The sequence below is a fragment of the Salipiger sp. genome, from assembly GCF_059781815.1.
On the sequence record NZ_JBYNAH010000131.1, the window covers coordinates 1 to 14,197 of the forward strand.

Below are 14,197 nucleotides of genomic sequence, written 5' to 3' on the forward strand. Positions count from 1 at the left end.
GGTTACCTGACGCCCACCTGTATATACAGGTCCTCGGGAATGAGATAACCCCACGGTTGGCGTGGTTCCCGCCGCTTCCCCCCCCCAGATCGTTCAGACGGGCTTGGCGTCCTGCGCCGGCCGGCCTCGTGCCGCGAATGGGCGGCTCGGCGCTCGGGCGCTCGGCGGGCGTTCACGTTAGATGCATGGGGGGGGCTCAAACGCGTGGGCGGACAAGGCGTTGCGGCGCGATCCTCACGCGGGGCTCGCGGCATCGACGGCTAGGTCTTGTCGTCGTCCGTCGGCTTGTTGATCTCGGGATCGTTGTAGTCGTTGGGATCGTAATGCTGCGGGTCGTAGGCTTCCTCATGCTCGGGGATGCCGGTGACATGGGTGGTGCCGGTCTCTTCGTTATAGACCAGCCCATAGCTGGCGCGCCCCTCGGAGCGGTATCGCAGGTACTCGTGGATGCAGGCGTACAGAAAGGCGAGTGCGAAAGGCACGATGATCAGGAAGGCGATCGTCTGAGCTTGCAAGATGGCGGTCCTTTTCCTGTTTCGGTGCAGATGAGGCCCGGGTCGAAGCGGGCTTGCGGTGCTCGGGCGTTCCCGTCCTTCGGGACGGGGCCACGCTCCAAGTCACCTTCCTTAAGGTCAACGTTGCCGAAACCTAGATCGTTCCGCCGACACCCGGCACAGACAAAAGCGCCCCGAAGGGCGCTTTTTTCGACATCGGCCTAGAACCCGGGCTCAGTGGCGACGGCGCGTCAGCTGGTTGCGGGGTGCCTCCTCGACGGGCACGCGCACTGGCTGATAGTCGAGCACCATGTCCCGTTTGCCGCCCGAGGGAGGTGTGCCATTGTCCTGCATGCGCATCACTGAGATGGCGAACTGCACGCCGGCGAAGACGAGGCCGTTGAACAGCCACAGCAGGAACACGGCCAGCAGACCGGCGTCGGAATGGGTGACCAGATGATAGAGGTTCGCGACGTTCTGCCAGAGCAGGGTGCCGACGAATACGGTCGACAGGCCGAAGCCGGCAAGGATCTGCAGGATGTACAGACGGATCAAACGGGGCATCGCGAAGTCTCCTTCCTCTGGAGGTAAGGTATCTCACAACGGCACGATGGCAAGCGCAAAGCGCCTCTCGAAACCGTTATATCTGCAATGTGGAATGCATGCGCCGGTTTTGCAAGCGGCGCGGGGTCGCAGGCCCAGGCGCTCTGCGGTGCAGAAAAATATTTTCAAAACATGCGACGGAAACTGGTCTTTGTTTCGTGGTACTCCAATTGAGCAGAACTCGAGACGATCGAACGAGAGGTTTCATGCACACGAGTTGCGTCTATCGCCCGTCATGGCTTGCAGGGCTTGCCATGGTGACAGTCATTTTGTCGTCTTGGGGAGGAGACAGCAGCGCACAAGAGGCCGGGGGCCCTCCGAGAGGAGGCGCCACCGAGGTCGGGATCATCACGCTCGAGAGCGAGCCGGTGCCCTTCACCACCACCGTGCCGGGCCGCGCCGTGGCCTATCAGCAGGTCGATATCCGCCCGCGGGTCGGCGGCATGATCTCGGAAATCGTTTATGAATCGGGCCGCCCGGTCGAGGCCGGCGACGTGCTCTTCCGCATCGAGGACGACACCTATCGCGCCGATGTCGCCTCGGCGCAGGCCGCCGTCGATCTGGCGCAAGCCTCGGTCGATGCCGCGCAGGAGACGGTGACGCGCTACGAGAACCTGCTCGGCACCGGCGTCACCGCCGAGGAGATGGCCACCGCGCGCGTCGCGCTGAAGCAGGCCGAGGCCGACCGCAGCTCGGCGGAAGCCGCGCTGGAAGTAGCGCAGCTCGACCTCGAACGCACCGAGATCACCTCGCCGATCTCGGGCTTTCCTTCGGTGCCGACCGTTTCGGTGGGCTCGCTGGTGACCGAGAACCAGACCGACGCGCTCACGACCGTGACGCGGCTTGATCCGATCTATGTCGATGTCGCCGAGTCGAGCCGCCGCGTCGGCGAGATCCGCAACCGCTTTGACAGCGGCTCGCTGCAACGGGGCGACCGGCTGAAGATCAATCTCGAGCTCGAGACCGGCGACACCTATTCCGGCGAGGGCGAGATGGTCTCGCCCGGCACCACCGTCTCGACCACCACCGGCACCACCGAGATGCGTCTGCGCTTCGAGAATGCCGAGCGCCGGATCATGCCGGGGCAGTACCTGCGGGTCGACATGACGCTGGGTACCATCGAGGCGGTGCTGGTGCCGCAGGGCGCCACCTCGCGCGCCTCGAACGGTGACCTGACCGCCTTTGTCGCGGTGGACGGCAGCGCCGAAGAGCGCGTGCTGTCGGATCAGGGCAGCTATCAGAATGCCTGGGTCGTGACCGATGGCGTAGTGGCGGGAGAGAGCCTCATCGTCGACGGTCTCACAAATTTGCAGGACGGTGCCGCGGTGACAACCGTGCCGGTGACGATCTCGGAAGACGGGGTCGTGACCGAGGTGCAGGGCAGCGCGGACGGGGGCTGAGACAGTGGGAACCTTCTTCATTCGCCGCCCGGTCTTTGCCTGGGTGCTGGCGCTCATGACCATGCTCGCCGGAGCCTGGTCCTTTCTGTCGCTTCCGGTGGCGCAATATCCCGACATCGCGCCCACCACCGTGCGCATCTCGGCGACCTATCCCGGCGCCACCGCCGAGGCGGTCGAGAACTCGGTGACCCGGGTGATCGAGGATTCGATGACCGGGCTCGAGGGCATGATCTACATGACCGCGCAATCCTCGCAGGGCTCGGCCTCGCTGTCGCTGACCTTCGACGACAGCGTCGATCCGGTCGATGCCCAGAACGAGGTGCAGACCAAGGTCAGCCAGGTCGAGAGCCAGCTGCCCTCGTCGGTGCAGAACCAGGGCGTCACCATCCGCCGCTCGACCTCGTCGATCCTGATGGTGGGGGCGCTGGTCTCGACCGATGGTGCGCACTCGACGCTGCAGCTTGGCGATATCCTCTCCGAGACCGTTGAAGGGCCGATCGAGCGCACCGACGGTGTGGGCGGGATCAACGCCTTCGGCTCCGGCTATGCCATGCGCATCTGGCTCAAGCCGCTGGCGCTGGCGCGCTACCAGCTCACGCCGTCGGACGTGGTCTCGGCGGTCGAGAACCAGAACACCACCGTCTCGGTCGGCTCGCTGGGCGAGCAGCCCACGGTGCAGGGCCAGCAGTTCACCGCCACCATCACCGCGCAGAGCCAGCTCACCAGCGTCGAACAGTTCGAGCGCATCCTGCTCAAGACCGACGAGGATGGCGGCGTGGTGCGGCTGGCCGACGTGGCCGATGTCGAGATCGGGCAGGAGGAATATGGCGGCGACTCGCGCTTCAACGGGTTGAACGCCGCGGGCTTCGGCGTGAACCTTGAAACCGGCGCCAACGCCGTCGACACTGCCAACGCGGTCAAGGCGACGATGGCGCAGCTCGAGAACACGCTGCCCGAGGGGGTCGAGTTCCGCATTTCCTATGACACCTCGCCCTTTGTCGAGCTCTCCATCGAGCAGGTCTATCACACGCTGGTCGAGGCCATCGTGCTGGTCTTCCTCGTGCTGATCGTCTTCCTGCAAAGCTGGCGCGCCACGCTGATCCCGCTGATCGCGGTGCCGGTGGTGCTCTCGGGCACCTTCGCGGTGCTCTATGCCACCGGCTTCAGCATCAACACGCTGACCATGTTCGCCATGGTGCTGGCCATCGGCCTGCTGGTCGACGACGCCATCGTGGTGGTGGAAAACGTCGAGCGCATCATGGACGAAGAGGGGCTCTCGGCGCTCGAGGCCACCAAGAAGAGCATGGGGCAGATCACCTCGGCGCTCTTGGGAATCAACGTGGTGCTGGCGGCGGTGTTCCTGCCGATGGCCTTCTTCGGCGGCTCGACCGGCGTGATCTACCGACAGTTTTCGGTCACCATGGTAACCGCGATGACGCTGTCGCTCTTCGTGGCGATCATCCTGTCGCCGCCGATGTCGGCGCGGCTCTTGCGTCCGCGCGACGAGATGATCCGCTTTGCGCCGGCGCGATGGTTCAACCGCGGGCTCGACCGGGTCACCAACGGCTACGGCGCGGGCGTCAAGGCAAGCCTGCGCACCCCGGTGCTGGTGCTGGGCATTCTGGCGCTGGTGCTGGGCGGCGCATGGTGGGTCAACCAGCGCCTCGAAAGCTCGTTCATCCCGACCGAGGATCAGGGCGTGCTGATGACGCAGATCTCGCTTTCCGAGGGCGCCACCTCGCAGCAGACGCTGGAGACGGTGAAGGAGGTCGAGGACTACCTGCTCAACGAAGAGGGTGACGCGGTCGAGGCGACCTTCGTGGCGATGGGCTTCGGCTTTGGCGGCAGCGGCCAGAACAGCGCGATGATCTTCGTGAAGATGCGCGACTTCGAGGCGCGTCAGGACGATCCCGCGCTGTCGGCAGCAAATGTCGCGGCGCGCGCCAATGCCCGCTTCGCCGGACACAGGGCAGGGCGGGTGATGATCATGCAGCCGCCGGCGATTCCCGGCCTCGGCAACACCGGCGGCTTCTCGATGTATCTCATCGACCAGGCCGGCAACGGGGCGGAGGCGCTCAAGGCGGCCGCCGAGGACCTGGTGGCGCTTGGCGACGACAACGCGCTTGTGACCAACGTGGATGCCCGCGGCACCGAGGATGACAGCGCGCTGCGCATCGACATCGACCAGGAGAAGGCCGAAAGCTTCGGCGTCTCGCTCTCGGCGGTGAACAGCATGCTGTCGGTGATCTTCGCCGGCTCCGAGGTCAACGATTTCGTGCTCGGCTCATCGCTGCGCCCGGTGATCGTGCAGGCCGCGCCCGAACACCGGATGCAGCCCGAAGACATCATGAAGTGGTACGCCATCAACGACAGCGGCGAGATGGTGCCGTTCTCGGCCTTCATGACCACCGACTGGGAGCCCGTCGCGCCGTCGCTGCAACGCTATGGCGGCACCTCGGCGCTGGAGATCTCCGGCTCGGCGGCCAATGGCGTCAGCTCCGGCGCGGCGATGGACGCAATGGAGGAGATGGTCGCCAGCCTCGACGGCGGCTACGGCAGCGCCTGGACCGGCATCAGCTATCAGGAGCGGCAGTCGGGTGATCAGGCGCCGTATCTTTACGCCATCTCGGCGCTGGTGATCTTCCTTGCGCTGGCAGCGCTTTACGAAAGCTGGTCGATCCCGTTCTCGGTCATGCTCGCCGTGCCGGTGGGCGTGCTGGGGGCCTTCCTTGCGGCCTGGGCCTTTGGCCAGTCGAACGATGTCTACTTCAAGGTGGGCATGCTGACGACGATCGGGCTCGCGGCGCGAAACGCCATCCTGATCGTGGAATTTGCCGAGGAACTGCGCGGGCAGGGCCGCAGCATCGCCGAAGCGGCGGTCGAGGCTGCGCGGCTGCGTCTGCGCCCGATTCTGATGACGGCGCTGACCTTCATTCTCGGGGTTCTGCCGCTGGCCACCGCCAGCGGGGCAGGGGCTGCTGCACAAAATGCAATCGGTACGGGTGTGATTGGTGGCATGATTGCCTCAACTTTCGTTGGGATTTTCATGGTCCCTGCCCTTTATGCGCTGATCATGCGAATACTTGGCGCAAACAAACCCGGAGTATCGAGCAGATGACCCCGTCTAGACTTGCACCGCTCTCCCTGATTCTGGGGCTCGCAGCCTGCACCGTCGGCCCCGATTACGATGCGCCGAGCCAGACCCTTGCCGTCGCCTTCGCCGATGGCGGGGCGCAACCGGTCGGGCAGGCCACCGAGCAATATTGGTGGCGTGCGTTCAACGATTCGATCCTCGACGATCTGGTGCAGACCGGCCTGAGCCAGAACCTGACCATTCAGACCGCGCTGTCGCGGGTGATCGAAGCGCAGGCCGCGGCCCGCGCCACCGGACTGCCGGGCCTTGTCAGCGGCAACCTGACCGCGCAGAGCATCAACAGCGGCAACGAGACCACCACCAACACAAACACCGACTCGGGCTCGTTCAACCCGGCGATCGTGCTGGATCTGTTCGGCGGCGAGCGGCGCTCGCGCGAGGCGGCCGTGGCGGCGCTGCAATCGGCAGAGCTGAGCGTCGGCACGGCGCGGCTGGCCTATCTGTCGTCGCTGGTGAGCAACTATATCGACCTGCGCTACTATCAGAACGCGCTGGCGATCAGCCGCCAGACGCTGCAGACCCGCCGCGAAACGCTGTCGCTGGTGCAGAGCCAGCGCGAAGCCGGTGCGGCCACCGCGCTTGACGAGGCGCAGGCTCAGGCCAGCCTCGATGCCGACCTCGCCTCGCTGCCGTCGCTGGAGACGGGGTTCTACTCCGCCGCCTACGCCATCGCGACGCTGCTGGCGCAGCCGGTGCAGACCATCGAAGAGCGTCTCGAGCGGGGGGCCGCGCAGCCGCGACCGTCCTCCAGCTCGGCTGTCGGTGTGCCGGCGGACCTGCTGCGCAACCGTCCCGATATCCGGTCGGCAGAGCGCGATCTGGCTGCCGCGACCGCCGAGATCGGCATTGCCGAAGCGGCGCTTTATCCGTCGGTCACACTTGGCGGCACGATCACCCGCACCGAGGGCTTCAACTCCTGGAGCTTCGGTCCGGCGCTGTCCCTGCCGGTGCTGAACCAGCCGGCACTGCGCGCCGCGCGCGATCAGCAGATCGCGCAGGCAAAGCAGGCAGAGCTGGCATGGCGCGCCTCGGTTCTCGACGCCGTCGAGGAAGTGCAGACCGCCCAGACCAGCTACCTGCGCAACCAGCGCGCCGTGGCCGGTTACCAGCGCAGCGTCGCGTCGAACGAGCGCGTGGTCGAGCTGTCGCGCGAGACCTATCGCGGCGGCACCACGACGCTGCTCGACCTGCTCACCGTGCAGCGCTCGCTGTCGAGCGCGCGCCTGACGCTGGCCGCCAGCGTGCGCGATCTGGCGTCGAGCTGGGCCTCGCTGCAGGTTGCCGCCGGCAAGGGCTGGTCGGTGCCGACCACCACCGCCACGGTCGCCAGCAACGACAGCTGATCCGGCAGTCTCCCGTCACTGTCGCCGGGGCAGACGCCGTCAGAACAGAAATGGGCCGCGCCCGGGGATCCCGGACGCGGCCCTTTCCTTGCGCGCTGAGCGCGATCAGAAGCGGTAGTTCAGGCCCACCGTGGCGGTGGTCGCGCCGACCTCGAGCTCGTCTGCGTCGAAGTCGCTGAACTCGTTGTACTTCACATCGCCGCTGAGGGTGACGTTCTCGGCCACGTAGGTCTCGGCGCCGATGCCGACGTAATAGCCATCCGAGCTGCCGGCATCGAGGCTGCCACCATCGGTGGTGGCGTGGGCATAGCCGCCTTGGCCATAGACCATGGTCTTGCCGAGGTCATAGCCGACCCGGCCGCCGACGCGGGCGATGCTGTCGAGATCGCCGGCGGTGCCGAGATCGATATTGCTGCCTTCGTACTCGACGCCGCCACCGGCAACCCAGTTGCCGAAATCATGGTCATAATAAGCGTTGAGGCCGTAGACCGCGCCGTCGGAGGTGTCTTCTTCGGGTCCGTCCGGGTCGGCATAGCCGTAGCCCAGCTGGACACCGACCGAGGGACCGGTCCAGTCGCCGGTGACCGGCGACGCGACAGGGGCGACGGGCGCCACCGGCGCGGGCTCGACCGGGGTCTGATCAAGCGAACCCGCGAAGGCCGGGGTGGCGAGGAAGGGGACGAGGATGAGCGGTTTGAAGGTCATGTCTTCTGCTCCATTGCTTTTGTGTCTCGCGCCGCACCGGGAGTGGTCCGCTGCGGCGACTGGGGAGATAACGATGCGCCGGGCGATCCGCTCCACACGCGCCGGTCACATGATTTTGCTGTTGCGGAACAGCGACGAATTTGCGGGTTTTTTGCCATGTTTGCAGGAACATGCCGGCGCGTGAGCGGTGGCTGGCAAGGATTGGCTCAGCTCACGCCACGTCAATGGAACCTTTCCTTGCGGCGCCGCTCCGCCGGGCCGGTTTCGCGCCGTCTCGCGCGTTGGGCAGCGGGGCGAAACGTCAAGCCGGGTGCGCGGGGTGCCGCCAGCGCGAAAGCCCGGTTCCGGCAAGTCCCCGCTGTCCGGCATGGCGAAAGCCCATGCCCCTTTGAAGCGGCGGGGAGGGCTGCATAGCTCTCGGGGGACGGCGCGGGATGCCCCCGTGCCCGACGACACGACACAACCGGAGACCCCGGAAGGAGACGTCATGAAACTGAACGGCAAACTGCTGAAGTCCACCGTGATCGCCGCCCTCATCGCCGCGCCCGTCGCGCCGGTGATGGCCCAGACCGCGCAGGACGATCCTGCCGCCGCCGAAGCGCCGGTGCAGGCCGCGCCCGAAACCCTGCCCGAGACCCCCTCGGCCGGGTTCAGCGAGGAGACGTTGACCTCCTTCGTCGACGCGGCGATGCAGGTGCAGGCGGTGCAGCAGGACTACATGACCCGCATCGAGGCGGCGCCCGAGGATGCCGAGAAGCAGGCGCTGGTGCAGGAAGCGCAGACCGAGATGGCCAGCGCCGTCGAGGAGACCGAGGGCATGGACGTGCAGACCTATAACGAGATCGGTCAGGCCGCCCAGACCACCCCCGAGCTCAACGAGCGCATCATGGCGATGCTGCAGACTCGCCAGCAGGGCGGCGCGGAGACCATGACGGAATGATCCGGGACTGACTGTCCGACAATTGGGAAAGCCGCCCTTCGGGGCGGCTTTTTCTTTGGCTTATCGCGCTAGGCTTTGTGCAGCCGCGCGGTCGCTGGCCCGCGGGATGGCGATCTCACTGTCGAGCCTCTCGATTTATCGTGGCCACATCCGAAGGACCTCGAAACAAAGCGATGATTTCACCAAATCGCCAGCCCGGGGGGCGGGCCTGCGATTGCGCGGCGGCCTGCGCCCTTGATTCCGCGCGGACGAGGTACAGCCGTTCGCCCGTGCTTGAGACCGGTTGCTCCCTGTCGGCAACGAAAAAGGGGGCGCTCGGCGGGCACCCCCTTCGCAGTCTCAAACCGGGCCCGAAGACCTCAGCTGTCCATCTTCAGCGCCGAGATGAACGCTTCCTGCGGGATCTCGACCTTGCCGAACTGGCGCATCTTCTTCTTGCCGGCCTTCTGCTTCTCGAGCAGCTTCTTCTTCCGGGTGGCGTCGCCGCCGTAGCACTTGGCGGTCACGTCCTTGCGCATCGCCGAGAGCGTCTCGCGGGCGATCACCTTGCCGCCGATGGCCGCCTGGATCGGGATCTTGAACATGTGGCGCGGGATCAGCTCCTTGAGCTTCTCGCACATCGCCCGGCCGCGCATCTCGGCGCGCTCGCGGTGCACCATCATCGCCAGCGCGTCGACCGGCTCGTCGTTCACCAGGATCGACATCTTCACGAGGTTGTCCTCGCGGTAGCCGATCATCTCGTAATCGAAGGAGGCATAGCCCTTGGTCACCGATTTCAGGCGGTCGTAGAAATCGAACACCACCTCGTTGAGCGGCAGGTCATAGACCGTCATGGCGCGGCCGCCGACATAGGTCAGATCCATCTGGATGCCGCGGCGCTCCTGGCAGAGCTTGAGCACGTCGCCGAGATACTCGTCGGGCACCATGATGGTGGCCTTAATGCGCGGCTCCTCGATATGGTCCACGGTCGACATGTCGGGCATGTCGGCGGGGTTGTGCAGGTCGCGGCGCTCACCGTCCTTGGTGTAGAGGTGATAGATCACCGACGGCGCGGTGGTGATCAGCTCGATATTGTACTCGCGCTCGAGGCGGTCGCGGATCACCTCGAGGTGCAGCAGGCCGAGGAAGCCGCAGCGGAAGCCGAAGCCGAGCGCCGCCGAGGTCTCCATCTCGAAGGTGAAGGAGGCGTCGTTGAGCGCCAGCTTCTCGATGGCGTCGCGCATGTCCTCGAAATCGTTGGCATCGACCGGGAACAGGCCGCAGAACACCACCGGCACCGAGGGCTTGAAGCCCGGCAGCGGCTCGGCGCATTGCTTTTTCTCGTGGGTGATGGTGTCACCGACGCGGGTGTCGCGGACCTGCTTGATCGAGGCGTTGAGATAGCCGATCTCGCCCGGTCCGAGCTCTTTCACGTTGGTCATCGCCGGGCGGTAGACGCCGACATCGTCGACATCATAGGTGCCGCCGGTCTTCATCATGCGGATACGGTCGCCCTTCTTCAGCACGCCGTCGATGATGCGAACGATACAGATCACGCCGAGATACTGGTCGTATTTCGAATCCACCAGCATCGCCTTCAGCGGCTTGTTGCGGTCGCCCACGCTCGGGGCGGGCAGGCGCTTGACGATGGCTTCGAGCACGTCGGGGATGCCGACACCGGTCTTGGCCGAGATCAGGCACGCATCCTGGCTGTCGATGCCGATGACGTCCTCGATCTGCTCCTTGACGCGCTCGGGCTCGGCCGCCGGCAGATCGACCTTGTTGAGCACCGGCACGATCTCGTGATCGGCGTCGATGGCGGTGTAGACGTTGGCCAGGGTCTGGGCCTCGACGCCCTGCGTCGCGTCGACCACCAGCAGCGAGCCCTCGACCGCGTGCATCGAGCGCGCGACCTCGTAGGCGAAGTCGACGTGGCCGGGCGTGTCGATCAGGTTCAGCACGTAGGTTTCGCCGTCCTGCGCCGGGTATTCGATGCGGACGGTGTTGGCCTTGATGGTGATGCCGCGTTCCCGCTCGATATCCATCGAGTCGAGAAGCTGTTCCTGCATGTCGCGTTCGGCGACGGTGCCGGTGAGCTGGATCAGCCGGTCGGCCAGGGTGGATTTCCCGTGGTCGATATGGGCAACGATGGAGAAGTTACGGATATGCGCGAGATCGGTCATGATTTGCTGGATATGCTGTCGTTTCGCGGGCCGGTCAAGGTGAGTTGTGGGCCTGTGGCGGCTCTTTTGGCGATGGCGCGCCGGCGGGCGGGGCAGGGGAGCCACGCGGGCCGGTTTTGCGGCGCATCTGACGGGCTGGTGAATTGAATCCGTGCCCGGTTTCGGGCATCTTGGCGAAAAAGCTCCCGACAGAGCAGGGCGACAAGCCCCAAGGGAGCATCGAGCGGAAAAGGTGACAGGCGGATGAGAGTGATTTCCTGTGTTTTGGCGCTGGCCCTCGTGGCGGGCTGCGGAGGCGGCAACCGGTCGGCCAACGACTACCGCGTCGCGCGGATGGCAAGCGGCCCGATCAGCAAGGCGTGCATCAGCTCGCAACGCAAGGCCCGCAGCCCCTCGCTTTGCGGCTGCATCCAGGCGGCGGCGAATGTGGAGCTGACCAACAGCGATCAGCGCCGCGCAGTGAGCTTTTACAAGGACCCGCACGAAGCGCAGGAGGTGCGCCAGTCGGACCGCGCGCGCGACCGCGAGTTCTGGAAGCGCTACAGCGCTTTCGTGAAACGGGCCGAGGGCATGTGCACCGGCGTCTGAGCGGTTTCGCTCTGACTGAGGCCACGTTCCCAGCCGGCGCAGGCCGAGAGGCGTGGCTTTGCGTCCGCGCCGAAACGGGCCCACCGTTGTGTTTGCTCCGTCTCGGCGGGGCTCAGATCGCCGCAGCAGAACGCCCTTTTGTGATTGGCTGACGTCCCGCAGCTCAACCGCCGGGCGCGCGAGCCCGCCCTCGCCTCATGCTCCCGCAGCGGCGCGCTGGATCCGCGAGCGCCCCGATGACAGCCGCGCCTCGGCGGCGCGGGCGTGGCCCTCCATGCCCTCAGCGCGACTGATCCCGGCGCTGGCCCGGGCGAGATCCGGCAGCGCCTGCTCTTCGACGCGCTGCCAGGTGACGCATTTCAGGAACTTGTGCACCGAGAGCCCGCCGGTATAGCGCGCCGCGCGGCCGGTCGGCAGCACGTGGTTCGGCCCCGCCGCCTTGTCGCCGAATGCCACGGTGGTTTCGGCGCCCAGAAACAGCGAGCCATAGGCCCGCAGCCGTCCGCGCCACCAGTCGGGATCGGTGGCCTGCACGTGCAGGTGCTCGGGCGCATAGAGATCCGCCTGCGCCGCCATCGCCTCGCGGCTGTCGGCCAGCATCACCTCGCCAAGCGCCGCCCAGGCCTCGGAGGCGGCGCTGCGGTTGGGCTCGGGCAGGGTGGCGATGATGCGGGGCACCTCGTGCAACACCGCCTCGGCCAGCGGTGCGTGGGTGGTGACCAGCCAGACCGGGGAATTGCCGCCATGCTCGGCCTGGCTGACGAGATCGAGCGCCACGGTCTGCGCCGAGGCGCTGGCGTCGGCAAGGATCATCGAATCCGTGGGGCCGGCCACCATGTCGATGCCGATGGGCCCGAAGAGCTGGCGCTTGGCCTCGGCCACGTAGGCATTGCCGGGGCCGACGAGGATGTCGGCCTGCGGTAGGCCGAAGAGCCCCAGCGCCATCGCCGCAACCCCCTGCACCCCGCCCATGGCGAGCACCCGGTCGACACCGGCGACGTGCATGGCGTGCAGGATCGCCGGGTGCGGCCCGTCCTTGCCCGGCGGCGTGCAGGCGATGACATGGTCGACCCCGGCGGCGCGGGCGGTGGTGAGGCTCATCAGCGCCGAGGCGATATGGGCGTAGCGCCCGCCCGGCACGTAGGCGCCGGCGCAGCCCAGCGGGATCAGCTTCTGACCGGCGAAGAGCCCGGGGCGCAGCTCGGTCTCGAACTCGGTGATGGAGGCGCGCTGCGCCTCGGCGAAGGCGCGGATATTGGCGTGGGCATAGGCGATGTCCTCGACCAGCGTCACCGGCAGCTGGCGCTGCGCCGTGACCAGCGCCTCAGTCGTGATCTCAGGCGCGCCGTCGAACCCGTCGAGCCGGCTGGCATAGTCGCGCGCCGCCTCGTCACCGCCCGCCCGCAACCGGGCGAGCATGATCGCCACGGTGTCGGAAATGTCGGCGGCGCTCTGCGGCGGCAGGCCGGGGGCGGGTTTCAGGTGCTGGATCGGAGAGGCATGGGACATGACGGCAACGCTTGACCTTGAGAGGAGGGAGTTTCACAAAAGGTGAATATCTGGGGTGCGGTGCGTCCGCGCCGGGGCGGGAGAGAACCGATGTTGATGAAGGGCGTGACGCTGCGCGGTCTCGAGGTGTTCGAGGCGCTGGCGGCGACCGGCTCGGTGGCGCAGGCGGCCGAGATGACCGGGCTGAGCCAGCCCGCCGTGAGCCAGCAGATGCGCAACCTCGAGACCGCGCTCGGCGCCGATCTGGTCGACCACGGCCGCCGCCCGATGCGGCTCACCCAGGCGGGGCGCTCGTTCCTGCTGCGCACCCAGTCGGTGCTGAGCCAGCTGCGGCTGGCGCAGAACGAGCTTACAGTGATGGACCTGACCCATCTCAGCACGTTGAACCTCGGGGTGATCGACGATTTCGACAACGATCTGACGCCCAAGCTCGTCACCATTCTGGCCGAGAGCATGACCCGCTGCCGCTTCAAGCTGATCACCGCGCCGAGCCACGAGATCGGCGAGGCGATGAGCGAGCGCAAGCTGCACATCGCCATCGCGGCAAGCTCGGGCGGAGTGACCGACGGTGTGGTCGAGTATCCGCTGGTGCGCGACCCGTTTGTGCTGGTCTGCGCCCGCGGTGCGCTGGCCGAGGCGGGCGGCGCGGAGGCGCTGATGAACGGGCTGCCGATGCTGCGCTACGACCGCGACCAGCTCATCGGGCGCCAGATCGAGGCGCATCTCAAGCGCCAGAAACTCGACTTCCCCGAACGCTTCGAGATCGGCGCCCACCTGTCGCTGATGACGCTGGTGGCGCGCGGGGTCGGCTGGGGCATCACCACGCCGTTGGGCTACATGCGGGCAGGCCGGTTCCACGACCAGATGGAGGCGCACCCGCTGCCCTTCAGCCCGTTCGCACGCACCATCTCGCTGTTTGCCGATGCTGACTGGAGCGACCGGGTGCCGCGCGACGTAGCCCGCACCATGCGCAAGCTGGTCTCGGAGCTGGTGATCGAGCCGGCGCTGCGCCAGCTGCCCTGGCTCGAGGACGATCTTCGCGTTCTGGTCGGAGAATAGCGCGGGCGGCATCGGGGCTCCTTTCTCCGGGGAGAAAGGGGGCATTCGCCGAACGGATCAAGCCTTGCGCGTGCCCATTTCGGAAACGCCCCGCGCAGTTTCGATTTTCCTGAATCTGTCAGTCGGTGGCTGCCAGATAGGCGCGCACCGCCGCCTCGAATTCGCGCGGTTTTTCGGCATGCAGCCAATGGCCGGCGCCGGGGATCTTGGCGAAGCGCGACTCGGGGAACAGCGCCCGGA

At 66.6% G+C, this 14,197-nt stretch carries 11 protein-coding genes and 1 pseudogene; 6 read left to right on the forward strand and 6 right to left on the reverse strand.

From position 1 onward, the window contains the following. Positions 1-260 precede the first annotated feature (260 nt). Positions 261-515 (reverse strand): hypothetical protein, encoded by a 255-nt coding sequence (locus AC6RA4_RS15410; RefSeq protein WP_500161775.1) that lies wholly within the window; start codon positions 513-515, stop codon positions 261-263. Positions 516-728: 213 nt separating this feature from the next. After that, positions 729-1,058 (reverse strand): hypothetical protein, encoded by a 330-nt coding sequence (locus AC6RA4_RS15415; protein ID WP_500161777.1) that lies wholly within the window; start codon positions 1,056-1,058, stop codon positions 729-731. Between the two features lie 245 nt (positions 1,059-1,303). On the opposite strand from AC6RA4_RS15415, the gene AC6RA4_RS15420 reads away from it, so the two are divergent. The 3 genes from AC6RA4_RS15420 to AC6RA4_RS15430 are packed head-to-tail and all read left to right on the forward strand — an operon-like array spanning position 1,304 to position 6,994. Beyond that, positions 1,304-2,497, forward strand: a complete 1,194-nt coding sequence (locus AC6RA4_RS15420; protein WP_500161779.1) for an efflux RND transporter periplasmic adaptor subunit — start codon at positions 1,304-1,306, stop codon at positions 2,495-2,497. 4 nt (positions 2,498-2,501) lie between these two features. After that, positions 2,502-5,615: an efflux RND transporter permease subunit gene (locus AC6RA4_RS15425; RefSeq protein ID WP_500161781.1), complete on the forward strand. Its 3,114-nt coding sequence runs from the start codon at positions 2,502-2,504 to the stop codon at positions 5,613-5,615. After that, positions 5,612-6,994 carry an efflux transporter outer membrane subunit gene (locus AC6RA4_RS15430; protein WP_500161783.1) on the forward strand — a complete coding sequence of 461 codons (1,383 nt, stop codon included), beginning with the start codon at positions 5,612-5,614 and terminating at the stop codon, positions 6,992-6,994. Before AC6RA4_RS15425 ends, AC6RA4_RS15430 begins: the two co-directional genes overlap by 4 nt. 105 nt (positions 6,995-7,099) lie before the next feature. On the opposite strand, the gene AC6RA4_RS15435 is transcribed toward AC6RA4_RS15430, so the two are convergent. Then, complete coding sequence (locus AC6RA4_RS15435; protein WP_500161785.1) at positions 7,100-7,699, reverse strand: outer membrane protein; 600 nt, start codon at positions 7,697-7,699, stop codon at positions 7,100-7,102. Positions 7,700-8,186: 487 nt separating this feature from the next. Between AC6RA4_RS15435 and AC6RA4_RS15440 the strand changes: the two genes are divergently transcribed. Further along, positions 8,187-8,639, forward strand: a complete 453-nt coding sequence (locus AC6RA4_RS15440) for a DUF4168 domain-containing protein (RefSeq protein WP_500161787.1) — start codon at positions 8,187-8,189, stop codon at positions 8,637-8,639. A 359-nt stretch (positions 8,640-8,998) separates the two neighbouring features. Here the strand turns inward: AC6RA4_RS15440 and lepA are convergent, their stop codons facing one another. Further along, complete coding sequence (gene lepA / locus AC6RA4_RS15445) at positions 8,999-10,801, reverse strand: translation elongation factor 4 (protein WP_500161789.1); 1,803 nt, start codon at positions 10,799-10,801, stop codon at positions 8,999-9,001. A gap of 243 nt (positions 10,802-11,044) precedes the next feature. Between lepA and AC6RA4_RS15450 the strand changes: the two genes are divergently transcribed. Continuing rightward, entirely contained in the window at positions 11,045-11,389 is a 345-nt protein-coding gene (locus AC6RA4_RS15450; protein WP_500161791.1) for a hypothetical protein, read from the forward strand. Positions 11,390-11,584: 195 nt separating this feature from the next. Here the strand turns inward: AC6RA4_RS15450 and hisD are convergent, their stop codons facing one another. Next, on the reverse strand, positions 11,585-12,898 hold the full coding sequence (gene hisD, locus AC6RA4_RS15455; protein ID WP_500161793.1) for a histidinol dehydrogenase: 1,314 nt from the start codon (positions 12,896-12,898) through the stop codon (positions 11,585-11,587). 90 nt (positions 12,899-12,988) lie between these two features. Between hisD and AC6RA4_RS15460 the strand changes: the two genes are divergently transcribed. Continuing rightward, entirely contained in the window at positions 12,989-13,957 is a 969-nt protein-coding gene (locus tag AC6RA4_RS15460) for a LysR family transcriptional regulator (protein ID WP_500161795.1), read from the forward strand. Positions 13,958-14,075: 118 nt separating this feature from the next. Here AC6RA4_RS15460 and AC6RA4_RS15465 read toward each other — a convergent pair. Further along, a pseudogene (locus AC6RA4_RS15465) lies at positions 14,076-14,197 on the reverse strand (alpha/beta fold hydrolase); the annotation flags it as partial.

What these genes read in the sequence shown, in the direction of transcription:
- AC6RA4_RS15415 (WP_500161777.1), bottom strand. Translation starts at nt 1,058, where the DNA reads ATGCCCCGTTTGATCCGTCTGTACATCCTGCAGATCCTTGCCGGCTTC.
- AC6RA4_RS15420 (WP_500161779.1), top strand. Translation starts at nt 1,304, where the DNA reads ATGCACACGAGTTGCGTCTATCGCCCGTCATGGCTTGCAGGGCTTGCC.
- AC6RA4_RS15430 (WP_500161783.1), top strand. Translation starts at nt 5,612, where the DNA reads ATGACCCCGTCTAGACTTGCACCGCTCTCCCTGATTCTGGGGCTCGCA.
- AC6RA4_RS15435 (WP_500161785.1), bottom strand. Translation starts at nt 7,699, where the DNA reads ATGACCTTCAAACCGCTCATCCTCGTCCCCTTCCTCGCCACCCCGGCC.
- AC6RA4_RS15440 (WP_500161787.1), top strand. Translation starts at nt 8,187, where the DNA reads ATGAAACTGAACGGCAAACTGCTGAAGTCCACCGTGATCGCCGCCCTC.
- lepA (WP_500161789.1), bottom strand. Translation starts at nt 10,801, where the DNA reads ATGACCGATCTCGCGCATATCCGTAACTTCTCCATCGTTGCCCATATC.
- AC6RA4_RS15450 (WP_500161791.1), top strand. Translation starts at nt 11,045, where the DNA reads ATGAGAGTGATTTCCTGTGTTTTGGCGCTGGCCCTCGTGGCGGGCTGC.
- hisD (WP_500161793.1), bottom strand. Translation starts at nt 12,898, where the DNA reads ATGTCCCATGCCTCTCCGATCCAGCACCTGAAACCCGCCCCCGGCCTG.
- AC6RA4_RS15460 (WP_500161795.1), top strand. Translation starts at nt 12,989, where the DNA reads ATGTTGATGAAGGGCGTGACGCTGCGCGGTCTCGAGGTGTTCGAGGCG.